The 21416-nt window shown below is 42.0% G+C and carries 20 protein-coding genes; 10 read left to right on the forward strand and 10 right to left on the reverse strand.

The annotated features are described in order from the left end of the window. Positions 1–10 precede the first annotated feature (10 nt). From COR50_RS07910 to COR50_RS07935, 6 genes are all read right to left on the reverse strand, one after another. A complete protein-coding gene (locus COR50_RS07910; RefSeq protein ID WP_232516308.1) occupies positions 11–1327 on the reverse strand; it encodes an MFS transporter in 1317 nt (438 codons plus the stop codon). A 68-nt stretch (positions 1328–1395) separates the two neighbouring features. After that, positions 1396–2013: an ABC transporter ATP-binding protein gene (locus tag COR50_RS07915; protein ID WP_098193501.1), complete on the reverse strand. Its 618-nt coding sequence runs from the start codon at positions 2011–2013 to the stop codon at positions 1396–1398. Continuing rightward, a complete protein-coding gene (lpxA, locus tag COR50_RS07920; protein WP_098193502.1) occupies positions 1997–2797 on the reverse strand; it encodes an acyl-ACP--UDP-N-acetylglucosamine O-acyltransferase in 801 nt (266 codons plus the stop codon). Before lpxA ends, COR50_RS07915 begins: the two co-directional genes overlap by 17 nt. A gap of 6 nt (positions 2798–2803) precedes the next feature. Continuing rightward, positions 2804–4219: a bifunctional UDP-3-O-[3-hydroxymyristoyl] N-acetylglucosamine deacetylase/3-hydroxyacyl-ACP dehydratase gene (locus COR50_RS07925; RefSeq protein WP_232516309.1), complete on the reverse strand. Its 1416-nt coding sequence runs from the start codon at positions 4217–4219 to the stop codon at positions 2804–2806. A gap of 34 nt (positions 4220–4253) precedes the next feature. Next, positions 4254–5303, reverse strand: coding sequence for a UDP-3-O-(3-hydroxymyristoyl)glucosamine N-acyltransferase (gene lpxD, locus COR50_RS07930; RefSeq protein ID WP_098193504.1), 1050 nt, complete (start codon positions 5301–5303; stop codon positions 4254–4256). A gap of 91 nt (positions 5304–5394) precedes the next feature. Continuing rightward, positions 5395–6618, reverse strand: a complete 1224-nt coding sequence (locus tag COR50_RS07935) for an HD domain-containing protein (protein ID WP_098193505.1) — start codon at positions 6616–6618, stop codon at positions 5395–5397. A gap of 340 nt (positions 6619–6958) precedes the next feature. Between COR50_RS07935 and porX the strand changes: the two genes are divergently transcribed. The 8 genes from porX (at position 6959) to COR50_RS07975 (ending at position 14287) form a co-directional block, all read left to right on the forward strand. Continuing rightward, complete coding sequence (gene porX, locus COR50_RS07940) at positions 6959–8509, forward strand: T9SS response regulator signal transducer PorX (RefSeq protein ID WP_098193506.1); 1551 nt, start codon at positions 6959–6961, stop codon at positions 8507–8509. 70 nt (positions 8510–8579) lie between these two features. Beyond that, entirely contained in the window at positions 8580–8918 is a 339-nt protein-coding gene (locus COR50_RS07945) for a hypothetical protein (RefSeq protein WP_232516310.1), read from the forward strand. Between the two features lie 8 nt (positions 8919–8926). Further along, positions 8927–9721 carry an MBL fold metallo-hydrolase gene (locus COR50_RS07950; protein ID WP_098193507.1) on the forward strand — a complete coding sequence of 265 codons (795 nt, stop codon included), beginning with the start codon at positions 8927–8929 and terminating at the stop codon, positions 9719–9721. Positions 9722–9800: 79 nt separating this feature from the next. Continuing rightward, positions 9801–10406 carry a hypothetical protein gene (locus COR50_RS07955; protein WP_098193508.1) on the forward strand — a complete coding sequence of 202 codons (606 nt, stop codon included), beginning with the start codon at positions 9801–9803 and terminating at the stop codon, positions 10404–10406. Positions 10407–10641: 235 nt separating this feature from the next. Continuing rightward, positions 10642–11397: a ComEA family DNA-binding protein gene (locus COR50_RS07960; protein WP_198405805.1), complete on the forward strand. Its 756-nt coding sequence runs from the start codon at positions 10642–10644 to the stop codon at positions 11395–11397. A gap of 4 nt (positions 11398–11401) precedes the next feature. Continuing rightward, positions 11402–12547, forward strand: a complete 1146-nt coding sequence (locus tag COR50_RS07965; protein ID WP_317044433.1) for an acyl-CoA dehydrogenase family protein — start codon at positions 11402–11404, stop codon at positions 12545–12547. A gap of 565 nt (positions 12548–13112) precedes the next feature. Further along, complete coding sequence (locus COR50_RS07970) at positions 13113–13430, forward strand: transposase (RefSeq protein ID WP_098193378.1); 318 nt, start codon at positions 13113–13115, stop codon at positions 13428–13430. Then, positions 13427–14287: an IS3 family transposase gene (locus COR50_RS07975; RefSeq protein WP_232516366.1), complete on the forward strand. Its 861-nt coding sequence runs from the start codon at positions 13427–13429 to the stop codon at positions 14285–14287. Before COR50_RS07970 ends, COR50_RS07975 begins: the two co-directional genes overlap by 4 nt. Positions 14288–15948: 1661 nt before the next feature. Here the strand turns inward: COR50_RS07975 and COR50_RS07985 are convergent. From COR50_RS07985 to tig, 4 genes are all read right to left on the reverse strand, one after another. After that, positions 15949–16236, reverse strand: coding sequence for a hypothetical protein (locus COR50_RS07985; RefSeq protein ID WP_098193511.1), 288 nt, complete (start codon positions 16234–16236; stop codon positions 15949–15951). Between the two features lie 34 nt (positions 16237–16270). Next, a complete protein-coding gene (gene clpX / locus COR50_RS07990; protein WP_098193512.1) occupies positions 16271–17512 on the reverse strand; it encodes an ATP-dependent Clp protease ATP-binding subunit ClpX in 1242 nt (413 codons plus the stop codon). A gap of 123 nt (positions 17513–17635) precedes the next feature. Continuing rightward, entirely contained in the window at positions 17636–18337 is a 702-nt protein-coding gene (gene clpP / locus COR50_RS07995) for an ATP-dependent Clp endopeptidase proteolytic subunit ClpP (RefSeq protein WP_098193513.1), read from the reverse strand. After that, positions 18327–19691: a trigger factor gene (gene tig / locus COR50_RS08000; protein WP_098193514.1), complete on the reverse strand. Its 1365-nt coding sequence runs from the start codon at positions 19689–19691 to the stop codon at positions 18327–18329. Before tig ends, clpP begins: the two co-directional genes overlap by 11 nt. A gap of 576 nt (positions 19692–20267) precedes the next feature. Here tig and COR50_RS08005 point away from each other — a divergent pair. Then, entirely contained in the window at positions 20268–20900 is a 633-nt protein-coding gene (locus COR50_RS08005) for an RNA polymerase sigma factor (RefSeq protein WP_098193515.1), read from the forward strand. Then, positions 20897–21352: an anti-sigma factor family protein gene (locus COR50_RS08010; RefSeq protein ID WP_098193516.1), complete on the forward strand. Its 456-nt coding sequence runs from the start codon at positions 20897–20899 to the stop codon at positions 21350–21352. The genes COR50_RS08005 and COR50_RS08010 overlap by 4 nt, the downstream gene beginning before the upstream one ends. Positions 21353–21416: the final 64 nt, after the last annotated feature.

Consider the following 21416-nt stretch of genomic DNA (forward strand, 5'->3'; position numbering starts at 1 on the left):
TAATTTACCGTTACCGATTGTTTGGTACAGCTAATTTACTCTCTTTTAACAAGGCAGAAAACAGGAAAATTAAACCGATGGCAAAGTAAACAATTAATATCAATACCGCTTGGCGCATGTTGTACATATGATCTATTACCCCGAAACTTGCCATCCCCAGTACGATACCTATCTTTTCTGTAACATCGAAGTAACTGAAAAATGAGGTGGTATCTTTTGTTGGGGGAATCAACTTGGAATAAGTGGAACGGCTCAATGATTGAATGCCACCCATCACCAATCCAACCATTACGGCCAAACCGTAAAATTGGTATTCGTTGTATGTAAAATAAGCTATGACGCATACTGCCGCCCAGAATATTACCGTGAGAATCAATATTTTGAAGTTCCCGAACCGCTCCGACAAACGCGCCATCCCCCAAGCTCCCAAAACAGCTACTAATTGTATCAACACCACTGTCATGATCAACTTCTGATCTTCTAATTTTAGCTCCTTACTTCCGAAGATGGTGGCTGCCAGCATTACGGTTTGCACGCCCATGCTATAGAAGAAAAATGCCCGCAAGAAACGTTTCAGCACCGGGAGCTTCCGAACCTGTGCATAGACCTTTTTTAATTCGATAAACCCGTCTTTAAATATGTTACCATCTTGGTTACCAATAGGTTCTGATTTAGGTAGTCTCGGGAAAGTGTAAAATTGCGCGAAGGCCCACCACCAAATTCCAACCAAAAGGAATGTTACCAATACGGGCATTTCACCTTTCATTCCAAATGGCTCTAATGCCACCAAGGCGAAACCAATTAATTGCAAGATGACGCTCCCTATATAACCCAAGGAAAATCCCCTGGCGCTAACGCGGTCCCTAAGCTCTACCGGCGCAATATCGGGTAAATAGGCATTATAGAATACCAGCCCCCCACAATAACCAATGGTTGCCAGGATAAAGCAAATGACCCCGTATTCTGCCGGGCTTTCCATATTAAAGAAAAACAATGCGGCACAGGCAGTAGCGCCTATATAGCAAAAGAACCGTAAAAATTGTTTTTTATTGCCCCGGTTATCTGCTATAGAAGAAAGAATGGGAGTTAATATGGCTACCAGTAAAAAGGCGAAGGCGACGGAGTAATCGTACAGGGATGAATTTTTGAGCTGCCATCCGAAGAAGCTTACCTGGTCGCTGCCGGTAACTTTATTTCCCGTTTGAGCCAGGAAATATACCGGGAAAAAGGTCGTGGTAATAACGAGGTTATATACGGAATTGGCCCAGTCGTACATAGCCCAGCCGTTGATTACTTTCTTTTGTTCCTTATTCATAGGTGTTGCCATACAATAGTCGAAATATGATGAGAAATAACCGGTTGCATCCGGTGTTAATATTAATAAATAGGGCAGGCTTATTTATACTGGGCAATCTCGATCAACGTTTCACAAAAGCCGTATTCCTGGATATCGTTCGAACTTACGATAACCATCCTGTTCTTACAATATCTTTCTATTAATTCACGGTACAATTGAATACCGGCAGCATCGAGGTTGGTGCATGGTTCATCCAGCAATACAATAGGAACATCTGAAAAAATTGCCAGCGCTAATTTAGCCCGCTGTTTCATACCCGATGAAAAATAACGGATCTGCTTATGCCTGGCTTTTTGTAAACCTACGATTTGCATAATCTCTTGGGAAGATAATCCCGGGAGCCAGGATTTAAAACGGGTGTGAAAATCAAAACATTCCTGCAAGGAAAATTCCTCGATGAGCTCGAGGTAGGGCGCCGCGATGGAGAAGTGGTGAAAGAACCGGTCCTGGTCCAAAGATTTTGAATCAATTTGGTACAGGACCTTTCCTTCGCTTTGTTGATGATGACCGCTAATTACCTGGAGTAAGGTCGATTTCCCGGAACCGTTTGGCCCGAGGATAGCATAATGACCGTTTCCGCTGAATGATAAACTTACATTCCGGAAGATCCAGTCGTAATTATAGCGCTTTCCTACTTGGTTAAGCGAGATCGTCATTCGATTTAGTACTGTATCCTTTCATGATACCGCGGCCGGAGTCACGGATGAAAGAAAGTATTTCATCCCTTTCATCGGTTGCCGGAAATTCGGCCTCGATGATGCGGGTTGCTTTAGAAATATTATGACCTTTAACAAATATTACCCTGTAAATGTCGAGGATGTGGTTGATTTTTTCCAAGTTAAAACCCCTGCGTTTCAGTCCTACGGAGTTAACACCTACGTAGCTTAACGGCTCGCGGGCGGCCTTTACATACGGGGGTACATCTTTTCTTACCAGGGAGCCGCCGGTAATAAAGGCATGATCCCCGATTTTTACGAATTGATGCACGGCTACCATCCCGGCGAGTACCACGTTGTTACCAACTTTGATATGCCCGGCGAGGGTGGTGTTATTGGAAAAAATACAATTATCGCCCACCTCGCAATCGTGCGCGATATGGCAGTAAGCCATGATCAAGCAATTTTTACCGATGGTGGTTTTGAATTTATCCTTAGTGCCCCTGTTGATAGTTACGAACTCGCGGATAGTGGTATTGTCACCGATTTCTACGATCGTATCCTCGCCTTCAAATTTGAGGTCTTGAGGAATCGCGGAAATAACGGCTCCCGGGAAAATGCGGCAATTTTTGCCGATGCGGGCCCCTTCCATGATGGTAACATTCGATCCGATCCAGGTACCTTCACCGATCTCCACGTTTTTGTGGATTACTGTAAAAGGATCAATCTTAACATTAGGCGCTACTTTAGCGTCCGGGTGAATGTATGTAAGCGGATGAATCATTGCTCCTTATTTGCCTTCTCGTTTTATAATTTGAGCTACCAGATCAGCTTCTGTAGCCACTTTGTTTCCGATAAATACCGTACCACGCATTTCCACGATTCCCCTGCGAATAGGGCTGAGTAGCTCCATTTTCAGGATCATAGTATCGCCTGGTAATACTTTTTGTTTGAATTTACAATTGTCGATTTTCAAGAAGTATGTATCATACATTTCCGCATCCGGTAAAGGACTTAGGGCTAAGATACCGCCTACTTGCGCCAGCGCTTCAATTTGCAGCACACCGGGCATCACCGGGTTATTAGGGAAGTGACCTTGGAAGAACGATTCCGTGAAGGTAACGTTCTTAATACCGATCACTTTTTTGTGAGATAATTCGATGATTTTATCAACTAATAAGAAAGGATGACGGTGCGGTAAGAATTTTTCCATCATACGCACATCGTAGATCGGTGGTTGATTAGGATCGTACACCGGAACATCTTTCATGTGTTTATTTTTCTTGATATAAGCTTTGATCTTGCGGGCAAACTCCACGTTGGAAGCATGACCCGGCCTATTGGCGATGATATGCGCCTTAATAGGGTAGCCGATCAATGCCAAATCACCCACGATATCCAGCAACTTGTGGCGGGCCGGTTCGTTGGGGAAACGCAGCTCCACGTTGTTGAGGATGCCTTCGTTTTGCACCGCGATTTTATCACGGCCAAAAGCTTTGGCGATTGGTTTCAGCTGGTCTTCCGTCATAGGCTTATCTACCACGACGATAGCATTGTTGAGGTCACCGCCCTTGATCAGGTTGTTGGCCAACAGGTATTCTAATTCGTGCAAGAAGCAGAATGTTCTGCAAGGGGCGATTTCCTGCTTGAACTCCGACATATCTTTAAGGTTGGCATGCTGCGTACCCAATACTTGTGAATTAAAATCGATCAAGCAAGTGATCCTGTAATCCACGGAAGGGGTGGCGGTCATCTCCACCTTTTTCACCTCATCGTAATAAGTAATGTTGGTATCGATGGAATAGTAGATCTTTTGTGCGTCCTGTGCTTGGGCGCCAACTTTTTCGATCAGTTCTACAAATGGTTGGGAGCTACCGTCCATGATTGGAATTTCGGGGCCATCGAGTTCGATCAAGATATTATCGATTCCCATTCCAACAAGGGCTGCTAATAAATGTTCAACGGTACTCACGCGGGCGCCGTTATATTCAAGGGTAGTGCCCCTGGAGGTATCCACGACATAATCCACATCGGCTTTCACGATGGGTTGATCGGGTAAATCGATCCTTTGGAATTTGATCCCGAAGCCGGGGGTAGCCGGTTTAAGGGTCATATTGACGTGGGCTCCCGTATGCAAACCAACACCAGATACGGTCACTGGGGCCTTAAGTGTTTGTTGGTAAGGCAACTGTTGATGTTCCATCATAATAATTTCTATAATTCTATCCTACTAATAATGCTTAAACTCCTTGCCTTTCCGACAAAAGTTGTTTTACCATCTCCTCTAATTCTTTCACACGTTTTTCAAGGTCTGGCAAATTTCTAAAAATTGCTTGACTTTTCAGCGAACTTTTGTAATCGTAAGCCGGGGAGCCGGTTAGGGAGGCGTTTGGAGTGGTGATGGACTTACTGAGGCCGCTTTGCGCGTTGATCTTCGTACCATCAGCAATCTGGATGTGACCTACTATTCCCACCTGTCCGCCGATCACGCAGTTAACGCCGATCTTCGTACTACCGGAAACGCCCGTTTGAGCGGCGATCACGGTATTTTCACCAATTTCCACATTATGGGCTACTTGGATCAGGTTATCCAATTTAACCCCTGCTTTGATCACGGTAGATCCCATGGTCGCGCGATCTATAGTAGTGTTGGCACCGATTTCCACATCATCGTGGATATATACATTCCCGATTTGGGGTACTTTTTTATATTTTCCATCAGCCTGCGGGGCAAAACCGAAGCCATCGCCACCGATCACGCAACCCGCATGAAGGATCACCCTTTCACCTAGTACGCAATTATCGTAGACTTTCACACCTGGGAAAAGCACGGTATTGGCGCCGATCTGTACATTATCACCCAGGTAAACACCGGGATAGATCTTAACATTATCCCCCAACGATACATTTTCGCCCAGGTAGGCGAATGCGCCTATATATACATTAGAACCTACTTTCACTGATTCCGGTATAAAACTAGGCTGCTGTATGCCTACTTTATTGCCTTGCAATTGTGCATATTGTTCCAATAACGCGGCGAAACTACTATAAGCATCCTTAACACGGATTAAAGTTGCTTTCACCGGCCCTTCTAGGACAAGGTTTTCGTTCACGATCAGTATGGATGCATTCGTAGAATAAATGAAATCCTCGTATTTAGGATTGGCCACGAAGCTCAACATACCTTCGCCTGCCTCCTCGATTTTTGCAATATTGTGAACTTTAACTTCCGGATCCCCCTCTAGCTTACCTTGTAATAAGGTCGCTAATTGTAATGCGCTAAACTGCATAATTGTAATTTATATTTTTAACCACCAGGCCTTCACCGGACAATATAGATAAATTTTCTAACATGTTATTTTCTTATAAAACCTTGTTAGCCTAGATTTTTGGATGACAAATGTAGAATTTTTTTATCGGTATCGCTAAAGTATGAGTAACTAATGCATCGTCGATAGAAGAAATATCCTTTACAATACCATTTTTGAATAAGATATTGATCTTTTCATCATTTACATTATACGCTCTAACACTCGTTTCATCCGAAAATACCAGGTAATCCAAATCCTCTCCCGTTAAACCAAATTTTGCCGAAGCCTGTTCTTTTATCCCCGCAATCAATGCCGGGTCTATAGGTTGACTGCTCAATTGAACTTTAAATAATTTCCTGTTTATCAACCAGTTGCATAGTAAACTAAGCACCGGGTCACTATGGATTGTCCAGGCCTTGATGGCGCCCATAATATCATAATCGTCCAGCAGGCAGAATTGTGACAAGCAGTCCTGCTGCTCTATAAACGATTGTTTATCAATCTTTTTATATAAAAAATGGTGTAATGCCGGCGAAGCAAACAAATCGGCTCCTTCCATGGCCAATTTTTTTGCCCTTGATAAGATCTTTACGAGCATATTTTCGGCGCTCAAGACCGCTTTGTGCAAATATACTTGCCAATACATCAAACGCCGTGCTACGATGAATTTTTCTACTGAATAAATCCCCTTTTCTTCTACCATCAACTCCCCGTTGCGCACGGTGAGCATCTTTAATATCCTATCGTAACCGATAACCCCTTCTGAAACACCGGTAAAGAAGCTATCGCGGTTGAGGTAATCCATCCTGTCCACATCTAATTGGCTGGAAACCAATTGATGTAAAAAGTTTTTATGGTACCTGCCGTTAAAAATTTCAATAGCTAAATCCAGTTCGCCTTCAAATTCCTTGTTCAAGGCTTGCATTAATAGCTGGGAAATTTCTTCATGCCCCACGTCCACCAAGCTGTGTTCCAAAGCATGGGAATACGGCCCGTGACCGATATCGTGCAACAAGATGGCAATCTTGCTGGCTAATTCTTCTTCATCAGTAATAGGAACGCCTTTTCCCTTAATTTCTTGCAAGGCGTTACACATCAGGTGATATGCGCCTAAACTATGTAGGAACCGGGTATGCACGGCCCCCGGGTACACCATCTGTGCCAAAGCCATCTGGTGAATCCGCCTCAATCGCTGATAATACGGATGAGATATTATCTTGAATATTAATGGATGATCTATGGTGATGAAGCCATAAACCGGGTCGTTTACAATTTTCCTGTTACTTAATACCATTCAATTGTTTTTCAACTGTGCAAAACTACATTAGTAAAATGATCTACCCGCTTTTTTCAGATTTTTTCCGGGAAAATTGAATGAATTTTGATCTATATTGATGTAATTTAATATATGTTAACACGTTATAGTTCAAAATTTGTTCCATCTTGTAAGAATTTGCAATCTGTAATAAGACGTTTTATCCCGGTTATACCCCTATAAATCAAGCGGATTTGTCGTTTATTTAACAATTTAAATCTTTTCGGGGGAATGATTATTGCTGAATAGGTGTTAAATTTAAACGAAGTCTGTCTTCTATATCGAAGAGAAACAAAACCAGTATCACGAAAAATAAAATATGAGCCAAGTAAATATACTCTGGGTAGATGATGAAATTGAATCCTTGAAATCGCAAATCTTGTTCTTAGAAAATAGGGGTTACCATGTAACCGCTCTTACGAATGGATACGATGCGTTGGAATTTCTGAAGGATCAAATTGTGGATGTTGTGCTTTTGGATGAATCTATGCCGGGTATTACTGGCCTGGAAACTTTGACCAAAATCAAGGAACAGGATCTGCAAGTGCCGGTTGTGATGATTACCAAGAATGAAGCTGAGAACGTGATGGATGAAGCCATCGGTTCGCAAATCACAGATTACCTGATCAAACCGGTAAACCCCAACCAGGTGTTATTGTGTCTTAAAAAGATCATCGATAACAAGAGGCTGGTAGCCGAGAAAACAACCATCGCTTACCAGCAGGAGTTCCGCTCCCTTTTTATGGCGCTGAGCTCCAACCCCGATCACAAGGAATGGATGGATATCTATAAAAAGCTGGTCTATTGGGAAATGGAGATGGAAAAAGCAGATAGTCCCGAGATGATGGAAGTATTTAACAACCAGAAAGCCGAAGCCAATACCGAATTTGCCAAGTTTATCTCCAGGAATTACGCCAGCTGGATAAAGAATAGTGATGAAGCGCCGACGTTATCGCATACCCTCTTTAGGGATAAGGTCTTCCCGTATATCGACCCTGAAATACCCAATTTTTTCATCCTGATTGATAACCTGAGATATGACCAATGGAAAGCCATCCAGCCCATTTTCGCAGAATCTTTCAGGTTGATAGAAGAAGATAGCTTTTACAGCATTTTGCCGACATCGACACAGTATAGCAGGAACGCGATATTCTCGGGAATGCTGCCGGTGGATATCGAGGCTAAATTTCCGCAGGAATGGAAAAATGATGATGATGAAGGGGGGAAAAATATGTACGAAGAACATTTTTTCGCAGACCAGTTGGCCCGGGCAAGAAAAGATTTGAAATTCTCTTATACCAAGGTACTCAACCATAACGATGGGCAGCACCTGGTCAATAATATTCATAATATGATGAATTACCAGCTTAATATCATCGTGTATAATTTTGTTGACATGCTCAGCCACGCCCGTACCGAAATGGAAGTATTAAAAGAACTCGCGGGTGATGAAACATCGTACCGGTCTATCATTACCAGCTGGTTTGAACATTCCCCGTTGCACCAGGCTTTAAAGAAAATTTCAGACAAAAAGATTAACCTCTTCCTGGCAACAGATCACGGCAGCGTAAGGGTAAAGACCCCGATAAAGGTTATAGGCGATAAGCAAACTACCACTAACTTGCGTTATAAACATGGCCGTAACCTCAATTACGATCCGAAGGAAGTGTTGGCTTTCCGTGACCCCAAGGACGCGGGTTTGCCAAGACCGAATGTTAATTCTTCATATATCTTTGCAAGGGAAGATGGTTACCTCTGTTACCCGAATAATTATAATTATTTCGTGAATTATTATAAGAATACCTTCCAGCACGGCGGTATTTCCCTTGAGGAAATGATCGTACCCGTTGCCCGTATGGTGTCCAAGTAGTTAATGCAGATTTATTACTTTTGTAACGCGAAATAGAATTCCATATCGCGGTATAAATAATCCGATCATCATGATTTTGAAACCAACGCCTAATAATTTAACGAAGCTGGAGAAATTGTTCGAAGAAGCGAAATATATCCTGAGGTTTGAAAAAGGAACATTCAATTCGGGCTATTGTGTATTAGAACATAAAAAGGTAGTGGTAGTCAATAAATTCCTGAACTTGGAAGGCCGGATCAATACCTTGCTGGATATTTTACCAACGTTGAAGTTAGATGATTCCGTGCTTTCCCCCGAAAGTCACAAATTGTACAAACAAGTGCTAGAAGATAGGTTGAATAACGTTTCCGGCGAAAGTAGCGCGGAAACGGATGCAAGCGATGACCAAACAGCTACGGAGGAAGCGTAAACAGTAGGATGGAAGCCTTGAGTAAAGCTTTAAAAGTAACTTTCCTCGGTTCCGGGACCTCCCAGGGGGTGCCGGTAATTGCTTGTGATTGCCGCGTTTGTACTTCTGAAAACCCGAAGGATAACCGTTTACGCAGCAGCATCTTGCTGGAAACAGCAGTGGGGAATATTGTCGTGGACACAACCCCGGATTTCCGTTACCAAATGTTACGGGCCAAGGTAAAACAACTTTCAGCCGTTCTTATAACACATTCACATAAAGATCATATCGCCGGGATGGACGATATCCGGGCTTTTAATTATTTTCAACAAGAACCGATTGATATTTACGCGACAGAATTTTCCCAGAACGTAATCATCCGGGAATTTGCTTACGCTTTCGCAGATTATAAATACCCCGGCGTTCCCGAAATAGAATTGAGAACAATTGCCGATGAGCCGTTTTTAGTAAATGGCTTGAGGGTGATACCTATTAACGTGCTGCATCACAAAATGCCTGTCACCGGTTTCCGTATCCATGACTTTACCTATATCACGGATGCCAATTTCATCGCCGCGGAAGAAAAAGAAAAAATCCGCGGTTCCAAGGTATTAGTCTTGAATGCCTTACGAAAAGAACAGCATATCTCGCACTTCACCCTTTCAGAAGCCGTTGCCCTGGCGCAAGAGCTCGAAATACCGGAAGTTTATTTTACCCATATTAGCCACCAATTAGGTTTGCATGAAGAAATAAATGCCGAGCTACCGGATGGTATGGCATTAGCTTACGATGGTTTGCAGGTTAGTATTCCGGGATCATATTAATGGGCTAAATTCCTTGTAACTTTTTGCCTGGCTGGGCCGTTTAATTTCTAAATATATTTAGACGCCAAAATCAACATGTATGAGAAATACTTGCGTATTGTTAATACCCATCTTCGCCCTATTATCAGCCTGTTCAAAAGATAAAACGGAATACCTGGATCCCGAAAATCCCAAAGTAGGACAAGTGGCAACCCTGTTTATTAATCATTATACGGCCGGGCGAGATGCCCAAGCATACTTTGAGAATCAACATTATTGGATCGAGTTATATGGTATGGAGGGGCGTGAAATAGGGTATACTTACAAGGTTAAAGCGGAACTATTTGATGCGGTTTACCCTGCATTATGCCCATTGTATTTTACGGACTTCGCATTCAAGAATATCAAGATAATTAGCAAAGAGAAATACCCAAATGTCGATACTTTTTCTATACCGTTGCAATTACCTGGAATGTGGAGGGGTAGACTTTGTTTATTATCGAAAAAAGGAGATCAATTTTTTTATAATGATACCTTGTCGTTAAAATTAACTAATAACACCCTAGGGCCTGAATTGGATCAAGCATATACGATGATAAACGATCCGGCTAACATACATAAGGACTTTGGAATCCGCCTGGATGTAAGGCATGATCCTGGTAATTTTTCTAAAGGATTCCTGGTGTACAAAGTTCATTTTGAATAAATAATCGCTGCAAGGATTTTAATTGGTAGCGTCGGTGTCTTGAGTTAACTTAATGATTCACCATTGTTGTTGACCCATGAAACGGAATCTTTTTCGTGCAGCTTTTTATTTTTCCAAAGCGGAGCGCATAGCCGCGATATCATTATGTATAATATGCTTCGCCATTATTTTACTTCCTTATCTTATCCCGCGTTATTTTAGCTCCGGGCCAGTTGAATTCGATACATCGTTTAGTATGCGCGTGCAAAAAGCGATGCTTGAGTTACAGCAGGTGAATAACGTAGCCGAAGAAAAACGCAGCAGTTTTGAAAAGAGATATAATAAGTTAAGATTAAAGCCATTTAATCCCAATACCATTAGCTTTGAACAACTATCTGCGTTCGGACTCCCAACTAAGTTGGCTCAGCGGATCACGAATTATACCGGAAAAGGCGGGCATTTTTACAAGAAAGAAGACTTACGCAAGATATACGGGATGCCCGTTAGTTTATACCGGGAGCTATTACCTTATTTGCAGATTGAAGTAGTAACAAAGGCAAGAGAAAGCCGGTGGCAATCCGAAAAAAAATCTCGTATCAAAACAATCGATCCGGTTGATATTAACCGCTCAGATAGTTTGGATTGGCTGCAATTACCCGGCATTGGACCGGGATATACAAGACGTATTTTACACTTCCGTGAGCGGCTCGGTGGCTTTTATAAAGTGTCGCAAGTGGCAGAAACATATGGTTTGCCGGACAGTGTTTTTAATAAAATTCAACCATACTTGTTGCTGGGTGAAGTTTCACTAAGAAAAATAGACCTCAATCAGACAGATGAAAAATCTTTGGCGAATCATCCATATATAAACACGAAATTGGCCGGGGTAATTATACGGTACCGTAGTATTCATGGGCGTTTCAAGAGCAAAGAAGCGTTAAAAGAGGTGGCATTGGTAGATGATAGTATTTATCGTAAAATTGAATATTACATAGACATCACCAAAAATTAGCTCGATGATGAATTTTCAGTTAACGGAAATGCAACAACAAATTGCACAAATGATCCGAGATTTTGGAAAAGCCCATTTGCAACAACAGGCTATTTTGGAATGGGATGAAGCCCAAGCCTTTCCCGTAGATATTTTTAAAGAGATGGGCGCCCTCGGCTTGATGGGGGTGTTAGTTCCGGAAGAATATAATGGCGCGGGACAGTCATACCTTGAATACGTAACTGCTATCAGCGAAGTGGCAAAGCATTGCGGGGCTATAGGTTTAAGCATGGCAGCGCACAACTCGCTTTGTACGGGGCATATCCTGCAATTTGGAAATGAATCGCAGAAAAGGAAATACTTGCCGAAGTTAGCGACTGCCGAGTTTATCGGCGCATGGGGTTTGACTGAACCGAATACGGGCAGCGATGCGATGAACATGAAGTGTGTTGCCAAAAAGGAAGGTGATCATTGGGTGATTAATGGCACTAAATGTTGGATTACGCACGGTAAAAGCGGCGATGTTGCCGTAGTAATCGCGAGAACGGGCGATGTTCGCGATAGTCACGGTATGAGCGCTTTCATAGTAGAACGCGGTACCCCGGGATTTACTGCCGGGAAGAAAGAAAATAAGCTTGGTATGAGAGCTTCCGAAACAGCAGAGATGATATTCGATCATTGTATTGTGCCTGCTGAAAATATGTTGGGCCAGGAAGGCGATGGTTTTATCCAGGCGATGAAAGTATTGGACGGCGGCCGTATATCCATTGCTGCATTGTCGCTAGGTATCGCGAAAGGCGCTTATGAAGCAGCCTTGAAATATGCCAAGGAAAGAGAGCAATTTGATCAACCGATTGCGAATTTCCAGGGGATATCATTCAAATTAGCAGATATGTACACTCAAATTGAAGCGGCAGAGCTTTTAACAATGCAAGCTGCCGATATGAAAAACCGGGGTGTGAAAATGACGAAGGAAGCCGCGATGGCAAAGTATTATGCCTCGGAAGTGGCGGTTAGGGTTGCCAACGAAGCAGTGCAGATTTTTGGTGGATACGGTTATACCAAGGATTTTCCCGTTGAGAAATATTACCGTGATGCCAAGTTATGCACCATTGGAGAGGGTACTTCCGAAATCCAAAAGATAGTAATCGCCAGGGAAGCTTTGAAATAGCTTTAATACTAAGCAGCGCTATTAGCCGTTGGTTGGTACTACCTCGCTGCTGTGAATTTTGGCATTAGTATATTGGTAGTGTATTTTAATTTTAATTAATATGTGTTGTTTTTATGCAAATAAAGGGTGTTTGCGTCAACATATTTAGATGAATGAGCCATTTAAATAGCCCGAGGGGGTACTTCTGAGGTGGTAGGGGGTACTTCTGAGGTGGGGGGATGGACTTCTGAACTCCAGTTTCGGGATTATTTTAAGGTCGATACCCTTAAAGTAAGTGGTAGGGGGTACTTCCGAAGTGGGGTACCACTTGTAAATTATCTTAAAAAGGTCTAAATACCCCATATTTGACAGTCTTTTTTGCAAAAATGAGGCTTGGATCCCGGTTTATCCATCTATTTTATCCGTATTTGGAGTTCAAAGCATATCGATTGGAGTTCTGAAGTGGGTAGGGGTACTTCCGAGGTGGATAGGGGTACTTCCGAAGTGGGTAGGGGTACTTCCGAAGTGTGGAACTGCTACCTTTGAGTGGACATATAGTTAAGCTCTTTCCTTAACTTTGAATACAATGAGTAAAAAAGAAAGAAGGAGTTATGATAAATCCTTCAAACTGATGGCAGTAGAATTGCGCAGAAGTGGCAAGCCAGCCGTAACTGTTGCAAAAGAATTGGGTATAGCTGCGGAAATGCTTCGTCGCTGGACCAGGGAGTTCAGTGTACATGACACCCGTAGTTTTCCTGGCAATGGAAAACAGGATCTGACACCGGAGCAAAAGGAAATCCAGGCCCTGAAGAAAGCACTCCAGGAAGCAGAATTGGAAAATCGGATACTAAAAAAGGCAGTGAGCATTTTCTCCAGGGAAGACAACAAATATTCAGGTTCATAAAGGACCATCAGGCAGAATTTGATGTCGAGAAGATGTGCAAGGTGTTCAAAGTAAGCCGTAGTGGCTATTATGCCTGGTCAATAAGAAAACCATCAAAACTTTCCCTGTACAGGCAAGTGCTTTGCAAGGGAGTTGAAGATATCTACCACAAAAGCAAAGGCAGATACGGCAGCCCTAAAATAGTTGCCGAACTTAGGTCTATGGGACTGCATGCCTCCAGGCCCAGGGTGGCCAGGATCATGAAGGACAAAGGGTTTCGCAGTATTATTACAGGCAAGTTCAAAGTATGCACGACAGATTCTAACCATAAACTGGAAGTGTCGGCCAATATCCTCAATAGAGAATTTACTGCCAGGGCACCATCAGAGAAATGGGTTTCTGATCTGACTTACATCCGGACAAAAAACGGATGGCTTTACTTAACAGCCATCATGGACCTGTTTGACAGAAGGATTGTTGGATGGTCCATGAGTACAGGTATGACAACCAGGGAGACTACTGTTGCTGCCTGGAATATGGCGATTAGAAATAGATCCGTGGCACCCAATATGGTTTTTCACTCAGACAGAGGTGTACAGTATGCCAGTGAGGAGTTCAGAGATCTGCTAAAAGGCAACTCTGTACAACAGAGTATGAGTAGAAAGGGCAACTGCTGGGATAATGCTGTAATGGAGAACTTCTTCAAGATACTTAAATCAGAAACCGGCCACCATACTGTATATGATTCAGTAGAAGTCGCAAAAAAAGAGCTGTTTGAGTTCATCGAAATATGGTATAACAGGCAGCGAAGGCATTCAATATTAGGGTATTTGCCACCCGAAGAATTTAGTAAATCTATTCTAAAAAAAGCAGCTTAATAAGTTGTCCATTTTTTTGTTGCAAATCCAGTGGGTGAGGGTACTTCTGAGGGTTGACCCGTCCTAAAATAAGTTAACAGCTTTTAATATAAGTACTAGTCCCAGTTTACAATTCCCGCAATAAGTTGGCCATGGTGCAAGGAGTAAGTACCATTTCGTTTCCGGTACAATTGTAAATGTCCTCAATTGAGCGTGGGTCCGAGCTTTGAAGCTCGAACCAGCAAATTTACTTGAATTTACCAGCAAATTTACTTGAAATGACTTTAGGACTTTATCTTGAAATAACCGGAACCTCTCGCTAGTTCGAGCTTCCAAGCTCGGACTTCCGTGTGGAACAACGTTTTACAGATATGATTTCGTGTTCTGCAGCACTAGGACTCCCGCAATAAGTTGGCCATGGTGCAAGGAGTAAGTACCATCTCGTTTCCGGTACAATTGTAAATGTCCTCAATCGAGCGTGGGTCCGAGCTTTGAAGCTCGAACCAGCAAATTTACTTGAATTTACCAGCAAATTTACTTGAATTTACTTTCGAACTTTATCTTGAAATAACCGGAACCTCTCGCTAGTTCGAGCTTCCAAGCTCGGACTTCCGTGTGGAACAACGTTTTACAGATATGATTTCGTGTTCGGCAACACTAGGACTCCCGCAATAAGTTGGCCATGGTGCAAGGAGTAAGTACCTCTCGTTTCCGGTACAATTGTAAATGTCCTCAATCGAGCGTGGGTCCGAGCTTTGAAGCTCGAACCAGCAATTTACTTGAAATGACTTTTGGGACTTTATCTTGAGCTTTATCTTGAAATAACCGGAACCTCTCGCTAGTTCGAGCTTCCAAGCTCGGACTTCCGTGTGGAACAACGTTTTACAGATATGATTTCGTGTTCTGCAGCACTAGGACTCCCGCAATTAGTTGGCCATTGTGCAAGGAGTAAGTACCATCTCGTTACTGGTACAATTGTAAATGTCCTCAATTGAGCGTGGGTCCGAGCTTTGAAGCTCGAACCAGCAATTTACTTGAATTTACCAGCAAATTTACTTGAAATGACTTTAGGACTTTATCTTGAAATAACCATACCCTGCTCCGCAGCATATTCTTATCTACTAAACATTTATTTTAATTACATATTAAATGATAATCATAGCATAAGAAGGACTATTTTGTTAATAACAAAATATTTACATGTTCGTGTGATGGATTTTTGTAAAAGGAACGTTAAATTTGGGTTAATTACAATCCTTACCAATTTATCAACCTTAAACAGAAAGAAAGATCGAAAAATTTCTACTCCCAAAAAGAACGGTCATTTCCACCCAGAAATGACCGTTCTTATTTTAGTAATAGCTTTCTCATTAAAGACAGGGTTTGTTTATATCAACGGCAAACAAATGCTGGCATTTAACTGCAAAATTAGTCCTGCAAATATTCATTTTTAAGAAGTTGATATCAACAAATTGTTAATTAAATGCAGGGCAGTCAGGTCGGTAATCTTCCATGTATCCGAATTGATGGATTTAAGCCTTTATAAGCGCTGTTAAAAGCAAGGTCGTGGGTTTTTGTTGCAAGCCGAAGATCGCGTCATTTTCGAACCATTTTATGCTCATAACCATAAAAAAATCCCGCGTTCGAATTACGCGGGATTATAATAGCAGTATTTAATAAAATTATTTCTTGTCTTTATCGAACATCCCCGAAATTTTATCTTTCGCTGCATTAGCCCAATCTTCTACTTTGTCACCAGCCTCATCTAAGAAGTCCTCGGCCTTATCCATGAAACTTTCTTTTTTAGTTTCGGCCTGGTTGGCGATCCCTGCAAACCAAGTGTCTACATTCCCAGCAATGGCAGCCGGAAGTTTACTTTTAATAAAATCCTTCATGGTATCGATGGATTTTTCGGCTTGTTCAGCAGTGATGCCTGCTTTTTCCTGCAACTTTTGAATCAGCTCTTGCATGGCTAATAAATTTTAGGGTGTTTGGAAATGATGATTATGCCACTTTTAACTTGCCCATGTTGGATTGCTCCATCTTACTTTCTGCAAAGGCACGGGTCAAGATAAATTTCTTTTCTTTTGTAGACGGCAATTCAAACATGGCATCGCTCAATAACACTTCGCAGATTGAACGTAAACCGCGGGCGCCCAATTTAAACTCCATCGCTTTCTCCACGATATAGTCAACAGCGTTTTCCTCGATTTCTAACTCGATGCCTTCCACTTTGAATAATTTCTGGTATTGTTTTACCAAGGCATTCTTCGGCTGTGTCAGGATGGCTTTCAATGCCTCCGCATCTAGCGAGTTCAGGTAAGTTACCACCGGCAAGCGACCCAATAGCTCGGGAATCAAGCCGAAAGATTTCAGATCCTGGGAATTAATATAGCGCAGGATGTGTTTCCTGGCATCTTCTTCGTGATCTTTATTAACCGTAAAACCGATCGATTGTGTTTGGATGCGGCGACTGATAATCTTATCAACACCATCGAAAGCTCCCCCGCAAATGAACAGGATATTTTGGGTGTTAACCTTGATCAGCTTTTGCTCGGGGTGCTTGCGGCCACCTTGCGGCGGCACTAGTACCTCGGTACCTTCCAGCAGTTTCAACAAACCTTGTTGCACACCTTCCCCGCTCACATCGCGGGTGATGGAAGGATTATCGCTCTTGCGGGCAATTTTATCGATTTCATCAATATATACGATACCTCTTTCAGCCGCTTCTACATCGTAGTTACAAACTTGTAAAAGGCGGCTCAGGATAGATTCCACGTCTTCACCTACATAACCTGCTTCCGTAAACACGGTTGCATCTACGATCGTGAACGGAACATTCAACAACTTGGCGATGGATTTCGCTAGCAAGGTTTTCCCTGTCCCTGTTTCGCCCACCATGACGATATTGGATTTTTCAATTTCCACATCATCGGCATCCACGACTTGATTAAGGCGTTTGTAGTGATTGTAAACCGCTACGGCCAAAATCTTTTTCGCATCATCTTGCCCGATTACATATTGATCAAGAAACTGTTTGATTTCCAACGGTTTCACGATCTTGGGTTCGAAATGGGAAGCACCTTTTGCCGGGTGTTTCTCGTGGTTAAAGAGTTCTTGCTCAATAATTTCCTGCGCGTTGGCAACACAATTCTCACAAATATGACCTTCTGCGCCGGCAATCAGGATCTGTACCTCGTCTTTGGAACGGTTACAAAATGAGCATCGAATTTTAGAATCTTTCATCCAATTATCTATCTTTTATATATAATAATTTTAAGGAACTAGGGGATTTATACCCAGGACAACAAATTTACGGAAATGCTATAAATAAAACATCCCGCGTGAAGCGGGATGTTTCGATAGATTTTATTGAGCGTTGTTCTGTTCAGCTTTACGCGGGTTCCTATCGAGAACATCATCGATGATCCCGTATTCCTTCGCCTCATCGGCTGTCATCCAGTAATCGCGATCACCATCTTTTTCCACCTTTTTGAAAGGTTGGCCGGAGTGTGTGGCGATAATTTCGTTCAATTCCTTTTTCAGTTTCACGAACTCGCGGGCAGTGATTTCAATATCGGAAGTTTGACCTTCTGCGCCACCGTGCGGTTGGTGAATCATTACGCGGGCATGTTTCAAAGCCGTACGTTTACCCTTGGTACCGGCCACCAGCAATACTGCGCCGAAAGAAGCAGCCATACCTGTACAGATAGTGGCAACATCCGGGGCGATGATTTGCATGGTATCGTAGATACCCAAACCTGCATATACACTACCACCAGGGCTATTGATATACATTTGAATATCGCGGTTACGATCAGTTGATTCCAAGAATAAAAGCTGTGCCGTGATCACGTTGGCCACGTAATCGTTAACGGGATCGCCCAAGAAGATGATACGATCCATCATTAACCTTGAAAATACGTCCATAGTAGCTACGTTCATCGGGCGCTCCTCGATAATATATGGAGTCAGGGAGTTCAATTGATGACTTGCGTAACTATCAACCACCAAGCTACTGATGCCGCGGTGTTGGATCGCATATTTTCTAAATTCGTTATTAATGTTCATGATGGTGATGTTTATGAGGTAATTTAACAAATTCTTCGGCTGTTATCTCCTCTTCTTTCACGCTCACCTTAGTTTCTGCGAAATCAAATAACTTGGTTGTGATCATTTCACGATAAGTTTGATCTACGAATTTCTCGTCTTTCAACATGTTATCGATATAAGAATCCATCCACTCAGCTCCTTCAGCCGCACCGCCGAAGTAAGCCATGATGCGTTGTTTAGCATTTTCTTTCACTTCTTCGAAGGAAACTTCAATGCCATTATCACGAATCAATTTATCGCTGATCAAAGTCCAACGTAATTGATGGTCGAAACCAGGGTATTCTTGCTCTGCTTCCTCGGCAGTTTTAGGTTTTTCGCCACCGATTTGCAACCAACGCTTCAAGAAGTCGGCAGGTAATTCGATCGGGGTTTCATGTACGAGGGTTTCGAAAAGCTCATTATGGAGATTATTCCTGGCTTCTACTTCCCAGTATTTGGCGATTTCCTCTTTTAATTTGGCGCGGAAAGCCTCTTCCGTAGTGATTTCTTGATTTGGATATACCTCGGCAAAAAATTCTTCGTTCAATTCTCTTTTCTGGATATGGTTGATTTTGGTGATGGTCACTTTGAAATGATCATTCACGGCAGCCTCATCCAGCTTGAGATCTTTTAAGATAAAAGCTTGCCTTTCAGCATCGAAAGCATCAGACAGCTTGAAAGAGATGGAGTCCCCTACTTTTTTACCTTTCAATTGCTCTTGAATGGCAGGGGTAAAATATTTTAATAATACGGAGGTTTCTTTTTTCTCGGTACCTTCAGCTACTTCGCCTTTGTCGTTGGCAGCTTCGAAAGATACGTTCAGTACATCATCTTCAGAAGTGATCGATTCTACTTCTTCAGCTTTACCACCTTTTAATTGCAAGCGGTTGAGCTCATCATCCACCATGGCATCGGTTACCGTGATTTTGTACTTAGTCAACGTGGTATTGCCGTCGAGAGGGGTGATGTCAATAACGGGTTTCAGGCCGATTTCGAAATCGAAAGTGTATTCCGCAGGCTGATTAACATCGATTTTTTGAGAAGTTTGATCCAGGCTGATGGGTTGACCGAAGATGTCCAATTTTTCAGTTTGGATAAATTCCATCAAACCTTTTTCAACGGATTTCAACACTTCGTCGGTCATGATAGCCTGGCCGCTCATTTTTTTCACCATGCCAACAGGCACCATTCCTTTACGGAAACCTGGAATGTTGGCAGATTTGCTGAATTGCTTCAGGGCTTTTTCAAAATTAGGAAGATAATCTTCCTGGCTCACTTTCACAGTGATCTTATCATTCAATAAACCAATGTTTTCTCTGGTTACGGTTGCCATTTTAGTATGATGTTATAATTATAAAACACGAAATTTTTAATACGTGCGGATCAATTAAGTACGAAGATTATGCCAGAGCAAATGGACTGCCTTTTTAGCAGGAAAATGATCTCGACCGGTTTGATACCGGCCAATTTTGGCATTAATAAACTGTAAATGTGCTGGTGAAATTGGCTCGAACTTCAAAAGAGCGTTCCTTAATCACATCTTCAATTGTCTTCTCTAAGCTAATAAACCTTGTATATTAACTTTTGCAACTTAATATCCTTGCGAATTTAATTAGTCCGCAAAGGTATGGTTATTTTTCTTTTTTTATAAAATATCAGCTGTATATGGGCATTTACTTCGGATGTTTTTATTTAATCATTTGAATTGTAAATTTATATATGTAAATATTATTTATTATTTAATAATAACGATTTTGAAATTATATTTTGTTGCTATTTGTAACTTGTTTATTTATAATATATATTTTGGTTCATGAAATATGTCCGCCGAAGGGTTTCGATAAAAATCCAGTTTTGAAACTTTAATTTCATTGCAACGGGAATTGACTTTACTTGTCTAATACAAATAATGAGCAGGCTCCAGGAACATTTACCACCGGATCATGAATTAGTAGCCAGGGTGTTACAGGGCGAACAGCAGGCCTTCGAGATCATCATGCGGGCATCCGCAGGATTGGTGGCGCATGTTGTTTATAGACTTATTAGCAAAGTAGAGGACCGGGAAGATCTTACACAGGATATATATTTAAAGGTATACCGCCAATTACCGCGATTTGAATTTCGCTCCCGTTTAAATACTTGGATTGGCCGGATTGCCTATACAACTTGTTTGAATTATTTAAAGAAGAAGAAGTTGCTGTTGATCGGCGCCGGAACTTATGAAGATGGCAACGGCGATGGGGCGGGGGACGATGGCGCGAGTTGGCTGGCGAAGAATTATTTCGAGGGAATGGGCAATAGTGAAAATCCTGAAAAACGCTTGTTAGGAAAAGAAATCGAATTTTATATAAATGATTCATTGGAGCAATTGCAACCGTTACAGCAGCTATTAATCGTGCTACATCACCAGCAAGAAATGGGGATACAAGAAATTGCGGGAATCGTGGAAATGCCGGAAGGGACGGTTAAAAGTCACCTCTTTAGAGCTAGGAAATCGATGAAATCATTCCTGGTCAAAAAACTTAAAAAAGATGAGTTATGATAGAAGAAATGCATATACCGGATCAGCAGTTACAAGAATGGGCCAATGGGCAAACAGGCTTGGATGCTGATCAAAAAGAGCATTTATCTAATTGTGAATATTGTCAACAACAACTCGCTATATATAAAAACATGTATAGTTCGTTGAAAAGGATGGAACAGCCCGTTATACCCGGGGCTTTGCTTCAAAAAATCATCCGGCAATTACCTTCGGGAGAACCTGTGAAAGTAAGGCTTCACCGCAATGATCTTGTCATAATCGGGTTGATGATAATAATGGTATTAATACCCATATTATATTTTAACAATTCGATAAAAGAGTATTTGTCAGTTGCGAGGGGCATTTCTTTTCAAATGTGTATCATCACAATTTTAGGAGCCGCGGTATTTTACCTGTGTACATTATTGATAGATCAGCCAAAAATATCATTCGGTAAACATCAAAAAATGTAAAAAAATCTGCAACCAAATAAAAGCATGTTTGTCTAACTATAAAGAAAACAATAAAATATTCATC

This window comes from Chitinophaga caeni, assembly GCF_002557795.1.
Taxonomy (GTDB): Bacteria; Bacteroidota; Bacteroidia; order Chitinophagales; family Chitinophagaceae; genus Chitinophaga; species Chitinophaga caeni.